The organism is Streptomyces sp. NBC_00637 (genome assembly GCF_045161545.1).
Lineage (GTDB): Bacteria > Actinomycetota > Actinomycetes > Streptomycetales > Streptomycetaceae > Streptomyces.
The window spans coordinates 3076589-3094732 of record NZ_CP109046.1; the positions used below are offsets into that span (position 1 = coordinate 3076589).

Below are 18144 nucleotides of genomic sequence, written 5' to 3' on the forward strand. Positions count from 1 at the left end.
CACAAGGAGAGTTCATGCGACTTCGCATTCGCGGCTCAGGCGTCGGCGCCACAAGCGCCCGCGGCGGCAGGCGGACCGCCGCCCTCGCCGCACTCCTCGCCCTCGCGCTCGCCGCACCGATCTCGGCGACGGTGACCGACGCGGCGGCGGGCAGCGCCCGGACGGCGGCACCCTCCGCCGACGACATCCACCAGTACGAGATCCACGTCCACCACAGCACCCCCCAGACCCGCACCGCGATCGCCGCGTCCGGGGTGAGCGTCGACGAGGCCGACGAGGAGACCATCGTGGTCTCCGGCCGCGCGGACCAGGTGCGGAAGCTGCGCGCCCAGGGGTACGAGGTGTCCCTGCTGGGCTCGGCGCCGGACCGGGCCGCCGAGGACGAGGTACGGCTCTTCGACTTCCCGACCGCCGACTCCAAGTACCACAACTACGCCGAGATGACGGCGGAGATCGACCAGCGCATCGCCGCCTACCCGGGCATCATGAGCAAGCGGGTCATCGGCAAGTCGTACCAGGGCCGGGACATCGTGGCCGTCAAGATCAGCGACAACGTCGCCACCGACGAGGCCGAGCCGGAGGTGCTGTTCACCCACCACCAGCACGCCCGCGAGCACCTCACCGTGGAGATGGCGCTGTACCTGATCCGCGAGCTGGGCGCCGGCTACGGCTCCGACTCCCGGGTCACCAACATGGTCAACGGCCGCGAGATCTGGATCGTCCCCGACCTCAACCCGGACGGCGGCGAGTACGACATCGCCTCCGGCTCGTACCGCTCGTGGCGCAAGAACCGGCAGCCCAACTCCGGTTCCTCGTACGTCGGTACGGACCTCAACCGGAACTGGAACTACAAGTTCGGCTGCTGTGGCGGCTCGTCGGGTTCCACGTCCTCCGAGACCTACCGGGGTGCGGCCGCCGAGTCCGCACCCGAGGTGAAGGTCGTCGCCGACTTCGTGCGCGGCCGGATCGTGGGCGGCAAGCAGCAGATCACCGCCGGGATCGACTTCCACACGTACAGCCAGTTGGTGCTGTGGCCGTTCGGCTACACCACCGCGGACACGGCGACCGGGATGACCGCGGACGACAACGCCGCGTTCAAGGCCGTCGGGCAGAAGATGGCCGCGAGCAACGGGTACACCCCCGAGCAGTCCAGCGACCTGTACATCACCGACGGGTCGATCGACGACTACCTCTGGGGCACGCAGAAGATCTTCTCGTACACCTTCGAGATGTACCCGTCCTCGGCTTCCGGAGGGGGGTTCTACCCGCCCGACGAGATCATCGAGCGGGAGACCTCCCGCAACCGAGACGCGGTGCTGCAGCTTCTCGAGAACGCGGACTGCATGTACCGGTCCATCGGGAAGCAGAGCCAGTACTGCGTCTAGTCGGACTTCTTGACGCCGGATTCCTCGGCGTCGGCGTCCTCGGCGTCGGCGGCCTTGGCGTCGGCGGCCTCGGCGTCAGCGGCCTCGGCGTCGAGCTCGACCGCCTCGTCCTCGGCGCCCGCTTCGGTTTCGGCCTCGGCTTCGGCTTCGCCGTCCTCGAAGTAGGCGTCGAGGACCGCGTCCAGCTGCTCTTCCCACTCCTTGAAGCGGGACCTGGCCGTCGCCTCGATCTCGATCGGGTACCAGCGGCGGTCAGGGGTGTGCACCGTGACGGTGAACCGCTTGCCGAAGCGCGGTGTCTCGGTCTCGACCGCACCGATCTCGTCCCAGCGGAACTCGCACGACTCCTCGTCGAGGCGGAGCCGGACGCCCTTGGCGTCGGCGGCGATCCGCGCCCGGCGGTCGGAGGCCTCGAAGACGGGGCCCTCGACGGACTCGGCGGAGTCGTCGGACTCGGAGGACTTTTCGGCCGCGTCGGAGGGGTCCGGCTCCGCCGACGTGTCCGGGCGCTCCGACGCCTCCGGCTCCCCCTTCCCCGTCCCGGGCTCGACGGCGTCGACACCGTCGTCCTCGGCCGGCCGCTTGTCCTCCGGCTCCGCGGTCACGGGCGACGTGAGCCCGGGGATGAATGCCGGGTCGAACCCGGCGCCCTCCAGGGGCTGGCTGCTCGAACCTATGCGCTGCTCCACAGCGGGCAGTATGGTCGAAGATCCTGTGCCGGACACAGTCAGCCCCCGACTTCGTTACCGGAGTCCTACACGAAAAGGCTGATTCCGGCCGCCATCACGAACCCGGCCACCGACAGCACCGTCTCCAGCACGGTCCATGTCCGCAGGGTGTCGCGCTCGCTGATGCCGAAGTACTTGGCCACCATCCAGAACCCGCCGTCGTTGACGTGCGAGGCGAAGATGGAGCCCGCCGAGATGGCCATGATGACGAGGGCCACGAAGGCCTGGGAGTGGTCTCCCTCGGCGAGCAGCGGCGCCACGATGCCGGCCGTCGTCACGATCGCCACCGTCGCCGAGCCCTGCGCGACCCGCAGCACCACCGAGATCAGGTACGACAGGACGATCACCGGCAGACCCACGTCGTTGAAGGTGTCCGACAGCGCCTGCGCCACCCCGCTCGCCTTCAGCACGGCACCGAAGATCCCGCCCGCGCCGACGACCAGCAGAATGTTGCCGACCGGCTTCAGCGAGGCCGTCGAGACCGTCTCCAGCGACTTGCGGGACCAGCCGCGCCGGATGCCGAGCAGGTAGTAGGCGAGGAGCAGGGCGATGGTCAGCGCCACGAACGGGCTGCCGAAGAACTCGATCACCGAGCGGCCCGTGGACGGGTCCAGGGCGATCGAGGAGAACGTGGCGGCGAGGATCAGCACCAGCGGCGTACCGATGATCCCGACGACCGTGCCCAGCGGCACCGGGTCCTCGCGCGGTACGACGCCCTGCGTCCGCTGCTCCTCGACGACGGCCCGCTTCGCCTCCGCCGCCGCCTCGACCATGTCCTGCGGTACGGCGACGAAGATGCGGCGGCCGATCCACGCCGAGTACACCCAGGCCGCCAGCACCGCCGGGACACCGCAGACGACGCCCATGAGAATGACCCAGCCGAGGTCGACGTGCAGCAGGCCGGCGGCCGCGACCGGGCCGGGGTGCGGGGGCAGGAACGCGTGGGTCATCGACAGACCGGCGAGCAGGGGCAGGCAGTACAGCAGGATCGACTTGCCGCCCCGCTTGGCGGCGGCGTAGACGATCGGGGCCAGGACGAAGATGCCGACGTCGAAGAAGACCGGGATGCCGAAGATCAGGCCCGTCAGGCCCATGGCCAGGGGCGCTCGCCGTTCGCCGAACGCGCCGAGCAGCCGGGACGCCAACACCTCGGCGCCGCCGCTGACTTCGAGGACCGCGCCGAGCATCGTGCCCAGCCCGATGATGATCGCGACATGACCGAGGATGCCGCCCATCCCGGACTCGATGGTGGAGACGGCGTCCGAACGCTGCACGGTGCCGAAGAGTTCGGTCACGGACAGCCCGGCCAGCAGACCGACGGCTATGGAGACCGCGAGGAGGGCCACGAAGGGCTGGAGTCTGACCTTGATGATCAGGAAGAGGAGGAGGGCGATACCGAGGGCGGCGACCGTCAGCAGGCCTGCGGTGCCGTCGATCAGGAGGAGCAGTCCACCGGTGTGGGGCGGGGCCTCGGTGGGGGTGGATGCCGCGAGCGGAAGGGGCATGCGGGGGTCCTCTGCTGGGGTTCACGGAGCTTTCGGGCAGGGGGGATCGCGGCACGGCACCCCCTGCGAACGGGGACGCCGTGCCGTGAGGCGGTACGGGGTGCGGGAGGTGACGGGACTTCGGGTGGGTCAGCCGAGGACGGCGAGCGCGTCGATCTCGACCAGGAGCCCGGCCGGAAGCCCGACGTAGACGGTCGTGCGGGCCGCGGGCGGAGCGGTGAGCGCCTGCTCCCCGAAGTACGCGTTGTAGAGCTCGTTGAACTCGGCGAAGTGTGCCGTGTCGGTCAGGTAGACGCGGATCATCATCGCGTCGTCCCAGCTCGCGCCGCCCTCTTCGAGGATGGCCTTGACGTTGGCGAGGGTCTGGAGGGTCTGCTCGCGCAGGGTGGGGCCCGCGGGCGTCGGCGGCCTGCCCTCCTCGGCGGGCAGGAAGCCGACCTGGCCCGCGACCTGGAGGATGTTGCCCTTGCGCACCCCGTGCGAGAATCTCGCGGGCGGGGTGGTGTGGGTCCTGGGGGTGAGGGCGGTCTTCTCGGTCATGCCGGGCTCATTCCTTCGGGGCTTCCTTGATCGGGGTCCTGCCGGAGTACTCGCCGCTGATGGCGTCCGCCGTGCGGCGTACCAGCGGGAGCAGGGTGAGGAGTTCGTCGGCGGTGACGACGACGTTCGGCGCGGAGACCGACATCGCGGCGACCACCCGGCCGTCGGCGCCCCGGATCGGCGCGGCGGCACAGTTGATGGACTCCTCGTGGCCACCGAGGTCGGTGGCCCAGCCCTGTTCGCGCACCTTTTCCAGCTCGCGCAGGAAGGCGGGGGCGTTGGGGGTCGAACGGGCCGTGTAGAGGGGGTAGTCGAGCTTCTCGGCGATCGCGCGCCGCTCGGGCCCGGGCAGGTCGGCGAGGAGCAGCTTGGCGACGGCGGCCACGGTGATGGCGACGGGCTTGCCGATCCGCGAGTACATGCGCACCGGGTAGCGGCTCTCCACCTTGTCGATGTAGAGGACCTCGCCCTCCTCGTACACGGCGAGGTGGACGGTGTGTCCGCAGGTCTCGTTCAGGCGGGCGAGGTGCGGATGGGCGATCTCCCGGATGTCGAGGTTCTCCATCGCCTCCTGGGCGAGGGCGAAGAGGCGGGCGCCCAGGCGGTAGCGCTGGTCGGACTGGCGGTAGACGAGGCCGTGCTCGTGCAGGGTGCGCAACAGCCGCAGGGCCGTCGACTTGTGCACGTCGAGGCGGTCGGCGACCTGCCCGAGGTCGGCGGGGCCCTCGGCGAGCAGCGGCAGGATGCTCAGCGCTCGGTCGACGGTCTGGCTCATGGGGTGCGTACCTCCTCGTCGGCCCGCTCTTCGGCGTGCGTCCAGCCGGGGCCGAGACGAAGTCTCCCCCACGCGGCGTCGTCGAGGGCCGCGAGCCGGTCGGCGTGGTCGCGGGCGGGCGGCACGGCCAGGTCGCCGGGGACGGTGAGGGCGGCGGCGGCCATCAGGTGCCCGTGCCGGAGGCGGTCGCGCACGGGCAGTCCGCGCAGGGTGGCGGAGAGGAACCCGGCGGCGAAGGCGTCCCCGGCGCCGACGGCGGCGACGACGTCGACCCGCGGGGCGGGGACGTGCAGGGCGCGCCCGCGGTCGAAGACGGTCGCCCCGAGGGCCCCCTGTTTGACGACGAGCACCGCGGGGTCGGGGAACGCGGTCCGTACGGCGTCGGGTCCGTCCAGTCCCCACACCTCGGCCGCCTCGTCCTCGCCCACGAACACCAGGTCGGCGCCGCGGGCCAGTTCGAGGAGGACCTGGGGGCTGTTGCCGTCCGTCCACAGCCGGGGCCGGTGGTTGACGTCGAAGGAGACGAGGGGCCGGCCGGGCCGCGGGGCCGTCAGTTCCCGCAGCAGGGCGAGGCAGTCGGCGGAGAGGGCCGCGGTGATCCCGGTGAGGTGCAGCACCCGGCCGGCCCGTACGGCGTCGAGGTCGACGGTGTCGACGGACATCGCGGAGGCCGCCGACCCGGCCCGGTAGTAGGCGACCTCGTGCGCGTCGCCGGACCGGTCGGCGGCGGTGCGGAAGTAGACGCCGGTCGGGCGGTCGGGATCCCGGCGTACGGAGCTCACGTCGACCCCGTAGGAGCCGATGGTCTCGACGAGATGGTCGCCGAACGCGTCGGCGCCGACCCGGCCGACCCAGCGCACCGCGTGTCCGGCGGCCGCGAGCGCACAGGCCAGGTTGGACTCGGCGCCGCCGATGCCGCGGTCGAAGGAGGGGACGTCGGCGAGGCGGCCGGGCCGGGAGGGCAGGAAGGTGACCATGGACTCGCCGAGCGCGACGACGTCCACGGCGTCGGGAGCGTTGCAGGGTCCGCTGGCGGTCACGATCGTCGTGGCTCCCTTGCTGGTGCGGGCGGGCGGAGCGAGACGGGGATCCCCCGGCCGAAGGCTGGGGGAGGCTCCGTTGACCCCGCGTTGGCCGAGATGTTAGACAGCGGTAAGCGATACACGCAACGGTCGTTGCAGCCAATGCAACGCACCTGATCAGGAGGTTCCATGGGTACCGAGGCACTCGAGGCGCTCGCCCGACTGGCCGGGGAACGCGTCGACCACCGCTTCAAGGGCCTCCCGCCGGACGCCGACGGCCTCACCGTCGGCGAGCTGGCCGCCCAGCGCCGCAACCTCTTCACGGACGGCTTCGCGACCCCCGTGCTGGCCCTCTCCGCCGAGCGCCTCGAACACAACCTCGCCCTCATGGAGACCTACGCGACCCGCCACGGTCTCGCCTTCGCCCCGCACGGCAAGACCTCCATGGCCCCGCAGCTCTTCCAGCGCCAGCTCGACCGCGGCGCGTGGGGCATCACCCTCGCGGTCCCGCACCAGGTGCGGGTGGCCCGGGCCCACGGCGTCCGGCGGATCTTCCTCGCCAACGAACTGGTGGACCCGGCCGCCCTGCGCTGGATCTCCGCACAGCTCGACGCCGACCCCGCGTTCCGGCTCGTCTGTTACGTCGACTCGGTGCGCGGGGTCGAGCTGATGGACGCCGCCCTGCGCGGCGCCGGACGCCCCCTGGACGTCGTCGTCGAACTGGCCGCGGGCGAGGGCGCCCGCACCGGCGTCCGTACGGAGACGGAGTGCGCGGCGGTCGCGGACGCGGTGGCCGCCGCGCCGGCCCTGCGGCTGGTCGGGGTCGCGGGCTACGAGGGCGAGGTGCCGCGGGCCGACCCGGAGCGGGTGCGGGCCTGGCTGCACCGTCTGGTCGCCCTCGCCGCCGGCTTCGACAGGGCGGGACGGTTCGCGGGAGCCGAGGAGATCGTGGTCAGCGCGGGCGGCAGCGCCTGGTTCGACACGGTCGCCGAGGTCTTCGCCGAGATCCCCGGACTCTCCCTGCCGGTACTGAAGCTGCTGCGCTCCGGCGCCTACGTCTCGCACGACGACGGCCACTACCGCAAGCTCACCCCGTTCAACCGGGTGCCCGAGGAGGGCGCGCTGGAGCCCGCGTTCCGCCTGTGGACCCAGGTCGTCTCCCGCCCCGCCCCCGACCAGGCGTTCGTCAACGCCGGCAAGCGGGACGCGGCCTACGACCTGGACCTGCCCTTCGCCCAGGTGATCCGCCGGGACGGCACGGAACGCCCCGCCACCGGTGTCACGGTGACCGCGCTCTCCGACCAGCATGCCTGGCTGCGCACCGGCCCCGAGGCGGACGTCGAGGTCGGCGACTGGGTCGGCCTGGGCCTCTCGCACCCCTGCACCTCCTTCGACAAGTGGCCGCTGATCCCGCTGGCCGAGGCCGACGGCACGGTCGTCGACTACATCCGCACGTTCTTCTAGGTCACCGGCGAAGAGCCGGGCAGGAGGTAGGGCATGGAAGACCTCGTCATCCGGGACGCGGACGTGGTCGACGGCACCGGCGCGGACTCCTACCGCGCGGACGTGGTGGTCGACGACGGCAGGATCGTCTCGATCGTGAAGGAGGCGGCGGCCGCCGGCTGCCAGCGCCCGAAGGCGACGCGGGAGCTGGACGCGGAGGGGCTGGTCCTCTCCCCCGGCTTCATCGACATGCACGCCCACAGCGACCTGGCCCTGCTGCGCGACCCCGACCACAGCGCCAAGGCCGCGCAGGGCGTCACCCTCGAAGTCCTCGGCCAGGACGGGCTGTCGTACGCCCCGGTCGACGACCGCACCCTCGAAGGGGTGCGCCGGGCCATCACCGGCTGGAACGGGTACGGCGACGACGTCGACTTCGACTGGCGTTCGGTCGGCGAGTACCTGGACCGTCTGGACCACGGCTTCGAGGGCCGGGGCATCGCCGTCAACGCGGCCTACCTCGTCCCCCAGGGCACGGTCCGCGCCCTCGTCGTCGGCTGGGAGGACCGCCCGGCCACCGACCGGGAGCTGGACCGGATGCGCCGGCTGGTGGCGGAGGGGCTGGAGCAGGGCGCCGTGGGCCTGTCCTCCGGACTGACGTACACGCCCGGCATGTACGCGCGCGGGGCCGAACTCACCGAACTGTGCCGGGTGGTGGCGGGCTACGGCGGCTACTACTGCCCCCACCACCGCAGCTACGGGGCCGGCGCCCTCGACGCGTACGCGGAGATGGTCGAGCTGACCCGGGAGGCGGGCTGTCCCCTGCACCTCGCCCACGCCACCATGAACTTCGGCGTGAACGAGGGCCGGGCGCCCCAGCTGCTGGCCCTCCTGGACGAAGCCCTCGACGCGGGGTCCGACATCACCCTCGACACCTACCCCTACACGCCGGGCTGCACGACGCTCGCGGCGCTGCTGCCCAGCTGGGCGAGCGAGGGCGGCCCGGCGGAGATCCTGCGCCGCCTCGCCGACGACGACACGGCCGCCCGCGTCCGCCACGACCTGGAGGTGACCGGCGCGGACGGCTGCCACGGGGTGCCGGTGGACTGGGACACCATCGAGATCTCCGGCGTGGGCGACGAGCGGCTGGCGGACCACGTGGGCCGTACGGTCCACGCCTCGGCGCTCCTGCGCGGCGAGGAACCCTGGACGACGGCCCGCCGCCTCCTCCTCGACGACCGGCTGGCCCCGACGATCCTCCAACACGTCGGCCACGAGGAGAACGTCCGCACGATCATGCGCCACCGCGTCCACACGGGCGGCTCGGACGGCGTCCTGACGGGCGCCAAGCCGCACCCGCGGGCGTACGGCACGTTCCCGCGCTACCTCGGCCACTATGTGCGGGAGGCGGGAATCCTGTCCCTGGAGGAGTGCGTGGCCCATCTGACCGGCCGTCCAGCGGCCCGGCTGCGCCTGCCGGACCGGGGCCTGGTCCGGGAGGGCCACCGCGCCGACCTGGTGCTCTTCGACCCGCGCACGGTGGCGGCGGGCTCCACCTACGACGCCCCGCGCACCCTGCCCACCGGCATCCCGCACGTCCTCGTCGACGGCCGCTTCGTCATCGAGGACGGCCGGCGCACCGACGTGCTGGCGGGGCGGGCGGTCCGTCGCAGTCCCGTGTGACGGAACGCCGCGCCCGGTGGCCCGAGCCCTACGGCTTGGGCAGGGTGCAGGCGCTCGCGCTCAGGTTGAGCTGGTTGCCGGTCGTGAAGCAGGCCGGGATCAGGTAGGTCTCCTGGGCGTAGTTGATGCCCTGGCGGACGGTGACGGTGCCGTTCGCGTCGACCTCACAGGGGTTGTTCTCGGTGCACCGCGCGCCGTCCTCGTTGCCGGTGTTGTTGACGGCGACGACCTTGCCGGTGGACTGGTCGATCACCGGCGAGCCGGAGGTGCCGCCGATGGTCTGGCAGGCGGAGGTGTAACGGACCGAGTCCTTCCAGGTCCAGTCGCCCTCCTTCAGGCGGTACACGAACCCGTCGATGTTGCAGCTGTAGAGCCGCTTCCAGTAGCCGGACGCCACGGTGATGGCGGTGCCGGCGGTCGGGTGGGTGTCCTGCACGGTGAGCGCGGAGATCCCGTACGCGCTCTTGATCGTGGCGTACGTGCTGGTGAGCTGGTAGATCGAGATGTCCGTGTCGGTCATGGTCCCGTAGGCCAGCTTGTTGGCGCGCAGGGTCGCGACCCGGGTGCCGGCGGAGTTGAGCAGGCCGAAGGTACGGCTGGAGGCCTGGTTGACGAGCACCTCGCCGGGCTCCGGGAAGCCGGTCGACAGGCAGTGGCCGTTGGAGAGCACCAGGGCCGGGTCGGTGTCCAGGGAGTTCGGGAAGCGGACGACCGAGCCGGAGCAGTTGCTGAGCGCGACGGTCCCGGCGAGGTTGACGGCCTGAAGGGTCGGCGCGGCCGCCTTCGTGTCCGCCGCGATCGCGGAAGCCGAGGCCGAGGTGGCCGGGGCCGCGGGCTTCGCGCTCACCGGCGCGGCGACCGCGGGTGCCGCACCCGCTCCGGCGATGGCCAGGGCGAAGAGCGCGGCAACGAGAGGCTTTCTCATGTGGGGGTCCCCTCTTACGACAAGGCGACCGGAGATCTTCCGGTCGCCCGCTGTTTTGTCATGCGCATTGTTAGTGCATGCAGAGGAGAGGACAAGGGTCGCTTTTCAGCCGCGCGGATCAGCGCTCCGGGGCGCGTCCCGGCTACCTGCCCCCCTTGTCCCGGCCCCGCCCCCTGCCGGGATTGCCCTTCCCGGACCCGGACGCGGACGCCGAGACGGAGGGCGCGACGCTCGTCGCCGGACCGGTGGCGGCGCCGGCCGTCGACCCGGCCGAGGGCGTCGCGGTCGCCGTGCCCTCCGACGAGGACGGCACCGCGGCGGCGGAGGCGACGGGAGTCGGCTCCGCGGCCCCGACGGAGCCGCTCGCGGCCGGGGTCGGCCGGTCCGACGGGCTCACCGCGTCGTCCGGCGCCGAGCGTGTGTCCCCCTGCCCGCCGCCCCGCTGGTCCCCGCCCGGATCCCCGGAGAAGGACATCCCCACCACCACGGCTGCCAGCGCGACCGCCCCGACAGCCCCGACGGCGGTCAGCACGCGGCGCGTGTACCTGCGGTTCGTCCGGGCCGCGGCGCGCCGGCGGTCCCCGCGGCCGCCCGGCTCCCCCTCCGCAGGGCGCACCCGGGGCAGCTCGGCCGTCTCGTCGTACGCGTTCTCCCACCCGTGGGCGGCCGCCGGGTCGGCGTACCGCTCGTACGAGGCCGGATCGGTCTCGGCGTGCGGGTGGTACACGATCGGCCGCACCGGAGGTACGCCACTCTCACCTGGCCTGAACATGCCGCGGATTCTAGGGACAGGAGCGGCTGACGGGACAGCTACCGGCGATAACAACCCAAACCACCCGTCTCACGTGGCGGGAAACACGCCCCCGGAGGCGTTACCGGGCCGTAAGCTCCCAGACATGCAGGTGATCCAGTCGACCAAGCTCGCCAACGTCTGTTACGAGATCCGGGGTCCGGTTCTCGAGGAGGCGATGCGCCTGGAAGCGGCCGGTCACCGCATCCTCAAGCTGAACACGGGCAACCCGGCCGCCTTCGGCTTCGACTGCCCGCCGGAGATCCTGGAGGACATCCTCCGCAACGTCTCGACGGCGCACGGCTACGGCGACGCGAAGGGCCTGCTCGCGGCGCGCAGGGCCGTCGTGATGCACAACCAGACACTCGGCATCGAGACGGACGTCGAGCACGTCTTCATCGGCAACGGCGTCTCCGAGCTGATCGTCATGGCGATGCAGGGGCTGCTGGACGACGGGGACGAGGTCCTCGTACCGGCCCCCGACTACCCGCTGTGGACCGCCGCCGTCTCGCTCTCCGGCGGCACGGCCGTGCACTACCGGTGCGACGAGCAGTCGGACTGGATGCCCGACCTCGCCGACGTCGAGCGCAAGGTCACGGACCGCACCAAGGCGATCGTCATCATCAACCCGAACAATCCGACGGGCGCGGTGTACGACGAGGCGATGATCCGGGGGCTGACGGACATCGCGCGCCGCCACAACCTGCTCATCTGCTCCGACGAGATCTACGACAAGATCCTCTACGACGGCGCCACGCACACCCCGACCGCCAAGGTCGCCCCGGACCTGCTCACCCTCACCTTCAACGGCATGTCGAAGGCGTACCGGGTGGCCGGCTACCGGGTCGGCTGGATGGCGATCTCCGGTCCGCGCGCGCACGCCGACTCCTACATCGAGGGTCTGACGATCCTGGCGAACATGCGCCTGTGCGCGAACATGCCGGGGCAGCACGGTGTCGTGGCCGCGCTCAGCGGACGGCAGACGATCAAGGATCTGGTGCTGCCGGGCGGGCGGCTCAAGGAGCAGGTGGACACGGCGTACGAGCTGCTGACGCAGATCCCGGGCGTGACGTGCGTCCGCCCGAAGGGGGCGCTGTATCTCTTCCCGCGCCTGGACCCCACCGTCTTCAAGATCAAGGACGACCGGCAGATGGTCCTGGACCTGCTGCGCCAGGAGAAGATCATGGTCGTCCAGGGCACCGGCTTCAACTGGCCGGAGCCGGACCACTTCCGGGTCGTCACGCTGCCGACGGCGACCGACCTGCGGGACGCGGTGGGCCGGATCGCCCGCTTCCTGGACGGCTACAGCCAGCCGTAGCGGCGATTTCATGGACGGCTCAACTTTAGACGAGATCTAAGCTAGGATGGTTTCCTGACAGCACAGGAGGCCATCCTCATGTATGAGCCGATCCGCACCAAGTCGGTGCACACCACGATGGCCGGCAAGCCCTCGGACTTCCCCCACCGCACCCGCGAGGAGGAGCTGGACATCCAGCTCGCAGCTCATCTCGCGGCGCTGCTCGCCGTCACCGACGAGCTGCGCGCGGCGGCGCCGTCCGCCGACCTGGACACCGCGGCCACCCGGCTCGCGCAGCAGGTGACCCGGTTGCGGGGAGGACGGACGCCGGTCCGCTCCACCCTCGCCGCCGACCCGGCGGACCCGCGCCTCGCGGTCCTGCACGAGCGGGCGCACGCCCTGGCGGGCCGCGCCCTCCTCGTCGCCGCGTCCCGCGCGGACACCGCGGCGGCGATCCTGGCGGCCCAGCGCATGGACGCGCACGCCGCCGCACTGGTGGAGACCGAGCAACTGAGCACCGCCGGCTGAACCCCCTCACCGGGGCGATCCTCCCGGTGAACCCCCGCCCCGGCACCACCTCTTGCCCGGGGCCTCCCTCCGGGGACCATGAACGGCCCCGGTCCGCGTGCACCCGCAGCGACGCGCGGACCGGGCGCCATTTTTTTTCTCCGCGGCCCGCGGACACGGACAGGGACACACACAGGCGAAGGCCTGCCGTCGTCTCCTCGTCGGGGCGGACGGGGAGGCGACGACAGGCCCATGGCCACGTACGCCGTTGTACGCGGCTCGCCGCATCGCACCGCGGCCGGCCGTGACGATCACTGGTCAGGGCAATCCCGTGCCGGCCGCGGAGTCTTTCGGGGGCGTCAGCCCAGGCGCTGCACCAGCGCGCGGTACTCGTCCCACAGTTCCTTCGGCGTGTGGTCCCCGAAGGTGTTCAGGTGCTCCGGGACCAGGGCGGCCTCCTCGCGCCAGACCTCCTTGTCCACGGTGAGGAGGAACTCCAGGTCGGAGTCGGCCAGTTCGAGGCCCTTGGTGTCGAGGGCGTCCTTGGTCGGCAGGATGCCGATCGGCGTCTCGACGCCGTCGGCCTTGCCGTCCAGGCGCTCCACGATCCACTTCAGGACGCGGCTGTTCTCGCCGAAGCCGGGCCAGACGAACTTGCCGGCCTCGTTCTTGCGGAACCAGTTGACGTAGTAGATCTTCGGGAGCTTCGCCTGGTCCTTGCCCTTGGCGACGTCGACCCAGTGGCCCATGTAGTCGCCCATGTTGTAGCCGCAGAACGGCAGCATCGCGAACGGGTCGCGGCGCAGCTCGCCGACCTTGCCCTCGGCGGCGGCGGTCTTCTCGGAGGCCACGTTGGCGCCGAGGAAGACGCCGTGATTCCAGTCGAAGGACTCCGTCACCAGCGGGACCGCGGAGGCGCGCCGGCCGCCGAAGAGGATCGCCGAGATCGGGACGCCCCGGGGGTCCTCCCACTCGGGCGCGATGATCGGGCACTGCGCGGCGGGAACGGTGAAGCGGGCGTTGGGGTGGGCGGCGGGGACACCGGAGTCCGGCGTCCAGTCGTTGCCCTTCCAGTCGGTGAGGTGGGCGGGAGTCTCCTCCGTCATGCCCTCCCACCAGATGTCGTTGTCGTCGGTGAGGGCGACGTTGGTGAAGACCGAGTTGCCCCAGAGCGTCTTCATCGCGTTGGCGTTGGTGTGCTCACCGGTGCCGGGCGCCACACCGAAGAAGCCGGCCTCGGGGTTGATGGCGTACAGGCGGCCGTCCTCGCCGAAGCGCATCCAGGCGATGTCGTCGCCGATGGTCTCGACGGTCCAGCCGGAGACGGTGGGCTCCAGCATGGCGAGGTTGGTCTTGCCGCAGGCGCTCGGGAAGGCGGCGGCGACGTATTTCGACTCGCCCTGCGGCGGGGTCAGTTTGAGGATCAGCATGTGCTCGGCGAGCCAGCCCTCGTCGCGTGCCATGACGGACGCGATGCGCAGGGCGTAGCACTTCTTGCCGAGCAGGGCGTTGCCGCCGTAGCCGGAGCCGTAGGACCAGATCTCGCGGCTCTCGGGGAAGTGCGAGATGTACTTGGTCTGGTTGCAGGGCCACGGGACGTCCGCCTCGCCCTCGGCCAGCGGCGCTCCGAGCGTGTGCACGGCACGCACGAAGAAGCCGTCGGTGCCGAGTTCGTCCAGCACCGGCTGTCCCATGCGGGTCATGGTGCGCATGGACACGGCGACGTAGGCGGAGTCGGTGATCTCGACGCCTATCGCGGAGAGGTCGGAACCCAGCGGGCCCATGCAGAAGGGCACGACGTACATGGTGCGGCCGCGCATGGAGCCGCGGAACAGCCCCTTCTCCCCCGAGAAGATGTCCCGCATCTCGGCGGGCGCCTTCCAGTGGTTGGTGGGGCCGGCGTCCTTCTCCTGCTCGGAACAGATGAAGGTGCGGTCCTCGACGCGCGCGACGTCGGTGGGGTCGGAGGCGGCGTAGTAGGAGTTCGGGCGCTGGACCGGGTCGAGCCTCTTGAAGGTGCCCTTCTCGACGAGCTCGTCGCACAGGCGCTCGTACTCGGCCTCGGATCCGTCACACCAGACCACGTTGTCCGGCTGCGTCAGTTCGGCGATCTCGTTCACCCAGGAGACGAGTTCCTGGTGGTGGGTGGGGATGACGGGGGGAGCCGCGATGTCGCGCGCCACGATTGCTCCTAAATGAGGGATTTTTTATTGGGAGGCCCCGTGGGGGCTGCGACCCGGATGCTTCGAGTGATGACCTTGGCGCTCATCCGGTGTCGACCGCACTCATTTGATCATCCGATGGTACCGCCCATATGTCCATAGGGCCTCACAGGTGAGCGGAGTGAGGATGGCCACGTGTAGAGGCGCCGTTTTGCGTCCACATGGCGTTCAGCCGACGATCCCTTGAAGAAGGCCCGTGAGAGGATGGCCACTCTTCGCACCGGCTGTGTCGTACCGACGCGTAACCTACGGTTCCGTAGGTACGATTCGCGCATGACTGCGTCCGTCCCCGAAGCGACCACGGACTCGCCGGCCGCCGGCCCCGCGTCTGTCGCGCACTCCCTGTCGGAAGAGATCAAGCCCAAGCTCCGCGGCTGGCTGCACCTCGGCATGTTCCCGGCCGCCCTCGTGTCCGGACTGGTCCTCACCGCCCTGGCGGACTCGACCCGCGGCCGCGTCGCCTGCGGCATCTTCGCCCTGACGGCCTGCCTCCTGTTCGGAGTGAGCGCCCTCTACCACCGCGGCGACTGGAGCCCGCGGATGGACGGCATCCTGCGCAGACTCGACCACGCGAACATCTTCCTGATCATCGCGGGCACCTACACACCGCTCACCCTGCTGCTCCTGCCGGAGTCGAAGGGGCGGTGGCTGCTGTGGAGCATCTGGGCGGCGGCGGTCGCGGGCATCGTCTTCCGGGTCTTCTGGGTCGGCGCCCCGCGCTGGCTCTACACGCCCTGCTACATCGCGATGGGCTGGGCGGCCGTCTTCTTCCTGCCGGACTTCATGCGGGCGGGCGGTATCGCCGTCATGGTCCTGGTGATCGTCGGCGGGCTCCTCTACAGCGCGGGCGGCGTGATCTACGGCATCAAGCGCCCCAACCCCTCACCGCGCTGGTTCGGCTTCCACGAGGTCTTCCACTCCCTGACGCTGGCCGCGTTCGTCGTGCACTACGTCGGGATCTCGCTGGTGGCGTACCAGCACGGATAACCGCTCCCCCGCCCTCCCAGGGCCACGGCTTGCGAGCCGTGGCCCTTTTCCGTGCGCCGACGCAGCCCGAAACCGGCGAAGATTGACACTGACTACTTTTTGAGAGTTACTCTCATTTCATGGTTACTGTCACGAACACTGCCGCGGTGGGGTCCGATCCCCGCCGCTGGTGGGCCCTGGGGGCCCTGGTCGCGAGCATGCTCACGCTCGGCTTCGACACGACGATCCTCAATGTGGCGCTCCCGACGATGGCGGAGCAGCTCGGCGCCGGCACCGGTCAGCAGCAGTGGATGGCGGACGCGTACGTCGTCGTCTTCGCGGCCCTGATGCTCCCGGCGGGCCTGCTGGGCGACCGCTTCGGCCGGCGGAACATGCTGATCACCGGGCTGGGGATCTTCCTCGCCGGCTCGCTGGTCGGCACGCTCGCCGGGGACGTGGACGCGGTCATCGCCGCCCGCGCCGTGATGGGCGTCGGGGCCGCGCTGGTCACACCGCTCGCGCTGTCGGTGCTGCCCTCGCTGTTCGCGCCCGAGGAGCGCACCAAGGCCGTCGGCATCGTCTCGGCCGGCTCGACGCTGGGCCTGCCGCTCGGACCGATCATCGGCGGCTGGCTGCTCGACCACTTCTGGTGGGGCTCCGTCTTCCTCATCAACATCCCCATGGCCGCGCTCGGCATCGCCGCCTGTGTCCTCCTGCTGCCCGAGACCCGCGACCCGTCCTCCCCCAAGGTCGACGTCGTCTCCACCGCGCTCACCGCGACCGGGCTCGGCGCGCTCATCTACGCGATCATCGAGGCGCCCACCCGGGGCTGGGGCGACCCGCTGGTCCTCGCGATGGACGCCGCGGCCGTCGTGCTGATCACCGCGCTGGTCCTGCGCGAGCGCCGGGCCGAGCGGCCCATGCTCGACATGGGGCTGCTCGCCCACCGCGGGTTCCTGTTCAACACGCTCGCGGCGACCCTCCTCATGTTCGTGCTGTCCGGCCTGCTGTTCGTCCTGCCGCAGTACCTCCAGGCCGTCCTCGGCAGCGACGCCCTCGGCACCGGGGTGCGGCTGCTGCCCATGATGGGCGGTCTGATCGTCGCCGCCCGGGCCGCGCAGCCCGTCGTGGTCCGGTTCGGGGCGCGGGCGGTGGTGAGCGCGGGCCTGGTGGTGCTGGCCTTCGCCATGCTGCTGGGCAGCCGTACGACGGTCGACTCCGGATACGGCTTCACCGCGCTGTGGCTGACGATCGTCGGGTTCGGCTTCGGCTTCTCGATCGTGCCCGCGATGGCCGGCGCGCTGGGCACCCTGCCCGCCGACCGCGCCGGCAGCGGCTCGGGCCTGCTGATGACCCTGCGTCAGGTTGGCGCCGCCATCGGCATCGCGCTGCTCGGCAGCCTGCTCGCGAGCACCTTCCGCGACCGGCTCGACGTCACCGGACTGCCCTCCGGGGTGGCCGGCACGGCCGGGGAGTCGGTGGTCGCGGCCCATGTGATCGCCGAGAAGGCGCACCTGCCCGGTCTCGCCGCGTCCGCGAACTCCGCCTACGTCCACGGGATGAGCCTGGTGCTGCTGGTGTGCGGCGCCGCCGCCCTGGTCTCCGCGCTGCTGGCGGCCGCGTTCCTGCCGGGAACCCCACGCGTGGCGGAGGCCGGTCCCGTGGCGGGAGCCGGGGACGCCGGTCCCGGCTTGGTCACTCCCGCGGCCGATGCCCGACAATGAGCCCATGACGGCCGCACGCACCAGTCCTCCCGCCGACCACCCGCGACCCGGTCTCCGCGAGCGCAAGAAGATCAAGACCCGCGAGGCGATCCGCACCGCGACCTACGCGCTGATCGGGGAACAGGGGTACGACGCCACGACGATCGACCAGATCGCCGAGCGCGCCGAGGTGTCGCCGTCGACCGTCTTCCGGTACTTCCCGACCAAGGAGGACATCGTCCTCACCGACGAGCTGGACCCGGTCCTGCTGGAGGAGCTGCTCGCCCGGCCCACCGACGAGTCGTTGGCGGACACCATGCGGTACGTGATGCGCGAGGGCGCCCGCAGGGGCATGGACGAGAATCCGGAGGAAGCCCGGGTGCGCACCGACCTGATGGTCCAGGTCCCGGCGGTGCGCTCGCGGATGATGGAGAGCATGTCGGTCATCGGCCGGACGCTCTGCGTCGCGATCGGCGAGCGCTCCGGCCGCGACCCGGACAGCCTGGAGGTCCGCGTCTACACGATGTCCCTGCTCGGCGGCCTGATGGAGACCGCCCTGTACTGGGGCGAGCACGGCCAGAAGGGCGACTTCGTCACTCTCGTCGACCGCACCCTGGACGTCCTGGAACACGGCCTGAGCAAGGAGGACGGCTGAG

Annotated in this window: 16 protein-coding genes; 8 read left to right on the forward strand and 8 right to left on the reverse strand. The window is 71.2% G+C overall.

Annotation, left to right across the window (positions count from 1 at the left end; all coding sequences use genetic code 11):
- Positions 1-14: 14 nt before the first annotated feature.
- A complete protein-coding gene (locus tag OG440_RS13140; RefSeq protein WP_406007026.1) occupies positions 15-1385 on the forward strand; it encodes a M14 family metallopeptidase in 1371 nt (456 codons plus the stop codon).
- Here the strand turns inward: OG440_RS13140 and OG440_RS13145 are convergent.
- The 5 genes from OG440_RS13145 to OG440_RS13165 all read right to left on the reverse strand — a co-directional run bounded on the left by OG440_RS13145 (position 1382) and on the right by OG440_RS13165 (position 5973).
- Positions 1382-2074 (reverse strand): hypothetical protein, encoded by a 693-nt coding sequence (locus OG440_RS13145; RefSeq protein ID WP_406007027.1) that lies wholly within the window; start codon positions 2072-2074, stop codon positions 1382-1384. The two genes, OG440_RS13140 and OG440_RS13145, sit on opposite strands and share 4 nt — an antisense overlap.
- A gap of 65 nt (positions 2075-2139) precedes the next feature.
- Positions 2140-3618: a GntP family permease gene (locus OG440_RS13150; protein ID WP_406007028.1), complete on the reverse strand. Its 1479-nt coding sequence runs from the start codon at positions 3616-3618 to the stop codon at positions 2140-2142.
- 129 nt (positions 3619-3747) lie between these two features.
- On the reverse strand, positions 3748-4158 hold the full coding sequence (locus OG440_RS13155) for a RidA family protein (RefSeq protein WP_406007029.1): 411 nt from the start codon (positions 4156-4158) through the stop codon (positions 3748-3750).
- A gap of 7 nt (positions 4159-4165) precedes the next feature.
- A complete protein-coding gene (locus OG440_RS13160) occupies positions 4166-4933 on the reverse strand; it encodes an IclR family transcriptional regulator (protein WP_406007030.1) in 768 nt (255 codons plus the stop codon).
- On the reverse strand, positions 4930-5973 hold the full coding sequence (locus OG440_RS13165; protein ID WP_406007031.1) for a sugar kinase: 1044 nt from the start codon (positions 5971-5973) through the stop codon (positions 4930-4932). Before OG440_RS13165 ends, OG440_RS13160 begins: the two co-directional genes overlap by 4 nt.
- A 171-nt stretch (positions 5974-6144) precedes the next feature.
- On the opposite strand from OG440_RS13165, the gene OG440_RS13170 reads away from it, so the two are divergent.
- Together OG440_RS13170 and OG440_RS13175 are read left to right on the forward strand one after the other, a co-directional pair.
- Entirely contained in the window at positions 6145-7419 is a 1275-nt protein-coding gene (locus OG440_RS13170) for an amino acid deaminase (RefSeq protein ID WP_406007032.1), read from the forward strand.
- Positions 7420-7452: 33 nt separating this feature from the next.
- Entirely contained in the window at positions 7453-9078 is a 1626-nt protein-coding gene (locus OG440_RS13175; protein WP_406007033.1) for an amidohydrolase family protein, read from the forward strand.
- Positions 9079-9106: 28 nt separating this feature from the next.
- Here OG440_RS13175 and OG440_RS13180 read toward each other — a convergent pair whose 3' ends face one another.
- Both OG440_RS13180 and OG440_RS13185 read right to left on the reverse strand, forming a co-directional pair.
- On the reverse strand, positions 9107-10003 hold the full coding sequence (locus tag OG440_RS13180) for a serine protease (protein ID WP_406007034.1): 897 nt from the start codon (positions 10001-10003) through the stop codon (positions 9107-9109).
- A gap of 142 nt (positions 10004-10145) precedes the next feature.
- Positions 10146-10775 (reverse strand): hypothetical protein, encoded by a 630-nt coding sequence (locus tag OG440_RS13185; RefSeq protein WP_406007035.1) that lies wholly within the window; start codon positions 10773-10775, stop codon positions 10146-10148.
- A gap of 124 nt (positions 10776-10899) precedes the next feature.
- Here OG440_RS13185 and OG440_RS13190 point away from each other — a divergent pair, with 124 nt between their 5' ends.
- Complete coding sequence (locus tag OG440_RS13190; protein WP_406007036.1) at positions 10900-12111, forward strand: pyridoxal phosphate-dependent aminotransferase; 1212 nt, start codon at positions 10900-10902, stop codon at positions 12109-12111.
- A 78-nt stretch (positions 12112-12189) separates the two neighbouring features.
- Entirely contained in the window at positions 12190-12618 is a 429-nt protein-coding gene (locus tag OG440_RS13195) for a hypothetical protein (protein WP_406007037.1), read from the forward strand.
- A 338-nt stretch (positions 12619-12956) separates the two neighbouring features.
- Here the strand turns inward: OG440_RS13195 and OG440_RS13200 are convergent, their stop codons facing one another.
- The gene (locus OG440_RS13200; protein ID WP_406007038.1) at positions 12957-14780 is read right to left on the reverse strand and encodes a phosphoenolpyruvate carboxykinase (GTP); all 1824 of its coding nucleotides are present in this window, start codon (positions 14778-14780) and stop codon (positions 12957-12959) included.
- A gap of 312 nt (positions 14781-15092) precedes the next feature.
- Between OG440_RS13200 and OG440_RS13205 the strand changes: the two genes are divergently transcribed.
- The 3 genes from OG440_RS13205 (at position 15093) to OG440_RS13215 (ending at position 18143) form a co-directional block, all read left to right on the forward strand.
- Entirely contained in the window at positions 15093-15806 is a 714-nt protein-coding gene (locus tag OG440_RS13205) for a hemolysin III family protein (protein ID WP_406007039.1), read from the forward strand.
- 119 nt (positions 15807-15925) lie between these two features.
- The gene (locus OG440_RS13210; RefSeq protein WP_406007040.1) at positions 15926-17509 is read left to right on the forward strand and encodes a DHA2 family efflux MFS transporter permease subunit; all 1584 of its coding nucleotides are present in this window, start codon (positions 15926-15928) and stop codon (positions 17507-17509) included.
- A gap of 4 nt (positions 17510-17513) precedes the next feature.
- Positions 17514-18143 (forward strand): TetR/AcrR family transcriptional regulator, encoded by a 630-nt coding sequence (locus tag OG440_RS13215; RefSeq protein WP_406007041.1) that lies wholly within the window; start codon positions 17514-17516, stop codon positions 18141-18143.
- Position 18144 lies beyond the last annotated feature (1 nt).

Coding starts and splice junctions, on each gene's coding strand:
- OG440_RS13140 (WP_406007026.1), top strand. CDS start 15: ATGCGACTTCGCATTCGCGGCTCAGGCGTCGGCGCCACAAGCGCCCGC.
- OG440_RS13150 (WP_406007028.1), bottom strand. CDS start 3,618: ATGCCCCTTCCGCTCGCGGCATCCACCCCCACCGAGGCCCCGCCCCAC.
- OG440_RS13155 (WP_406007029.1), bottom strand. CDS start 4,158: ATGACCGAGAAGACCGCCCTCACCCCCAGGACCCACACCACCCCGCCC.
- OG440_RS13160 (WP_406007030.1), bottom strand. CDS start 4,933: ATGAGCCAGACCGTCGACCGAGCGCTGAGCATCCTGCCGCTGCTCGCC.
- OG440_RS13170 (WP_406007032.1), top strand. CDS start 6,145: ATGGGTACCGAGGCACTCGAGGCGCTCGCCCGACTGGCCGGGGAACGC.
- OG440_RS13175 (WP_406007033.1), top strand. CDS start 7,453: ATGGAAGACCTCGTCATCCGGGACGCGGACGTGGTCGACGGCACCGGC.
- OG440_RS13180 (WP_406007034.1), bottom strand. CDS start 10,003: ATGAGAAAGCCTCTCGTTGCCGCGCTCTTCGCCCTGGCCATCGCCGGA.
- OG440_RS13185 (WP_406007035.1), bottom strand. CDS start 10,775: ATGTTCAGGCCAGGTGAGAGTGGCGTACCTCCGGTGCGGCCGATCGTG.
- OG440_RS13190 (WP_406007036.1), top strand. CDS start 10,900: ATGCAGGTGATCCAGTCGACCAAGCTCGCCAACGTCTGTTACGAGATC.
- OG440_RS13195 (WP_406007037.1), top strand. CDS start 12,190: ATGTATGAGCCGATCCGCACCAAGTCGGTGCACACCACGATGGCCGGC.
- OG440_RS13205 (WP_406007039.1), top strand. CDS start 15,093: ATGACTGCGTCCGTCCCCGAAGCGACCACGGACTCGCCGGCCGCCGGC.
- OG440_RS13210 (WP_406007040.1), top strand. CDS start 15,926: ATGGTTACTGTCACGAACACTGCCGCGGTGGGGTCCGATCCCCGCCGC.
- OG440_RS13215 (WP_406007041.1), top strand. CDS start 17,514: ATGACGGCCGCACGCACCAGTCCTCCCGCCGACCACCCGCGACCCGGT.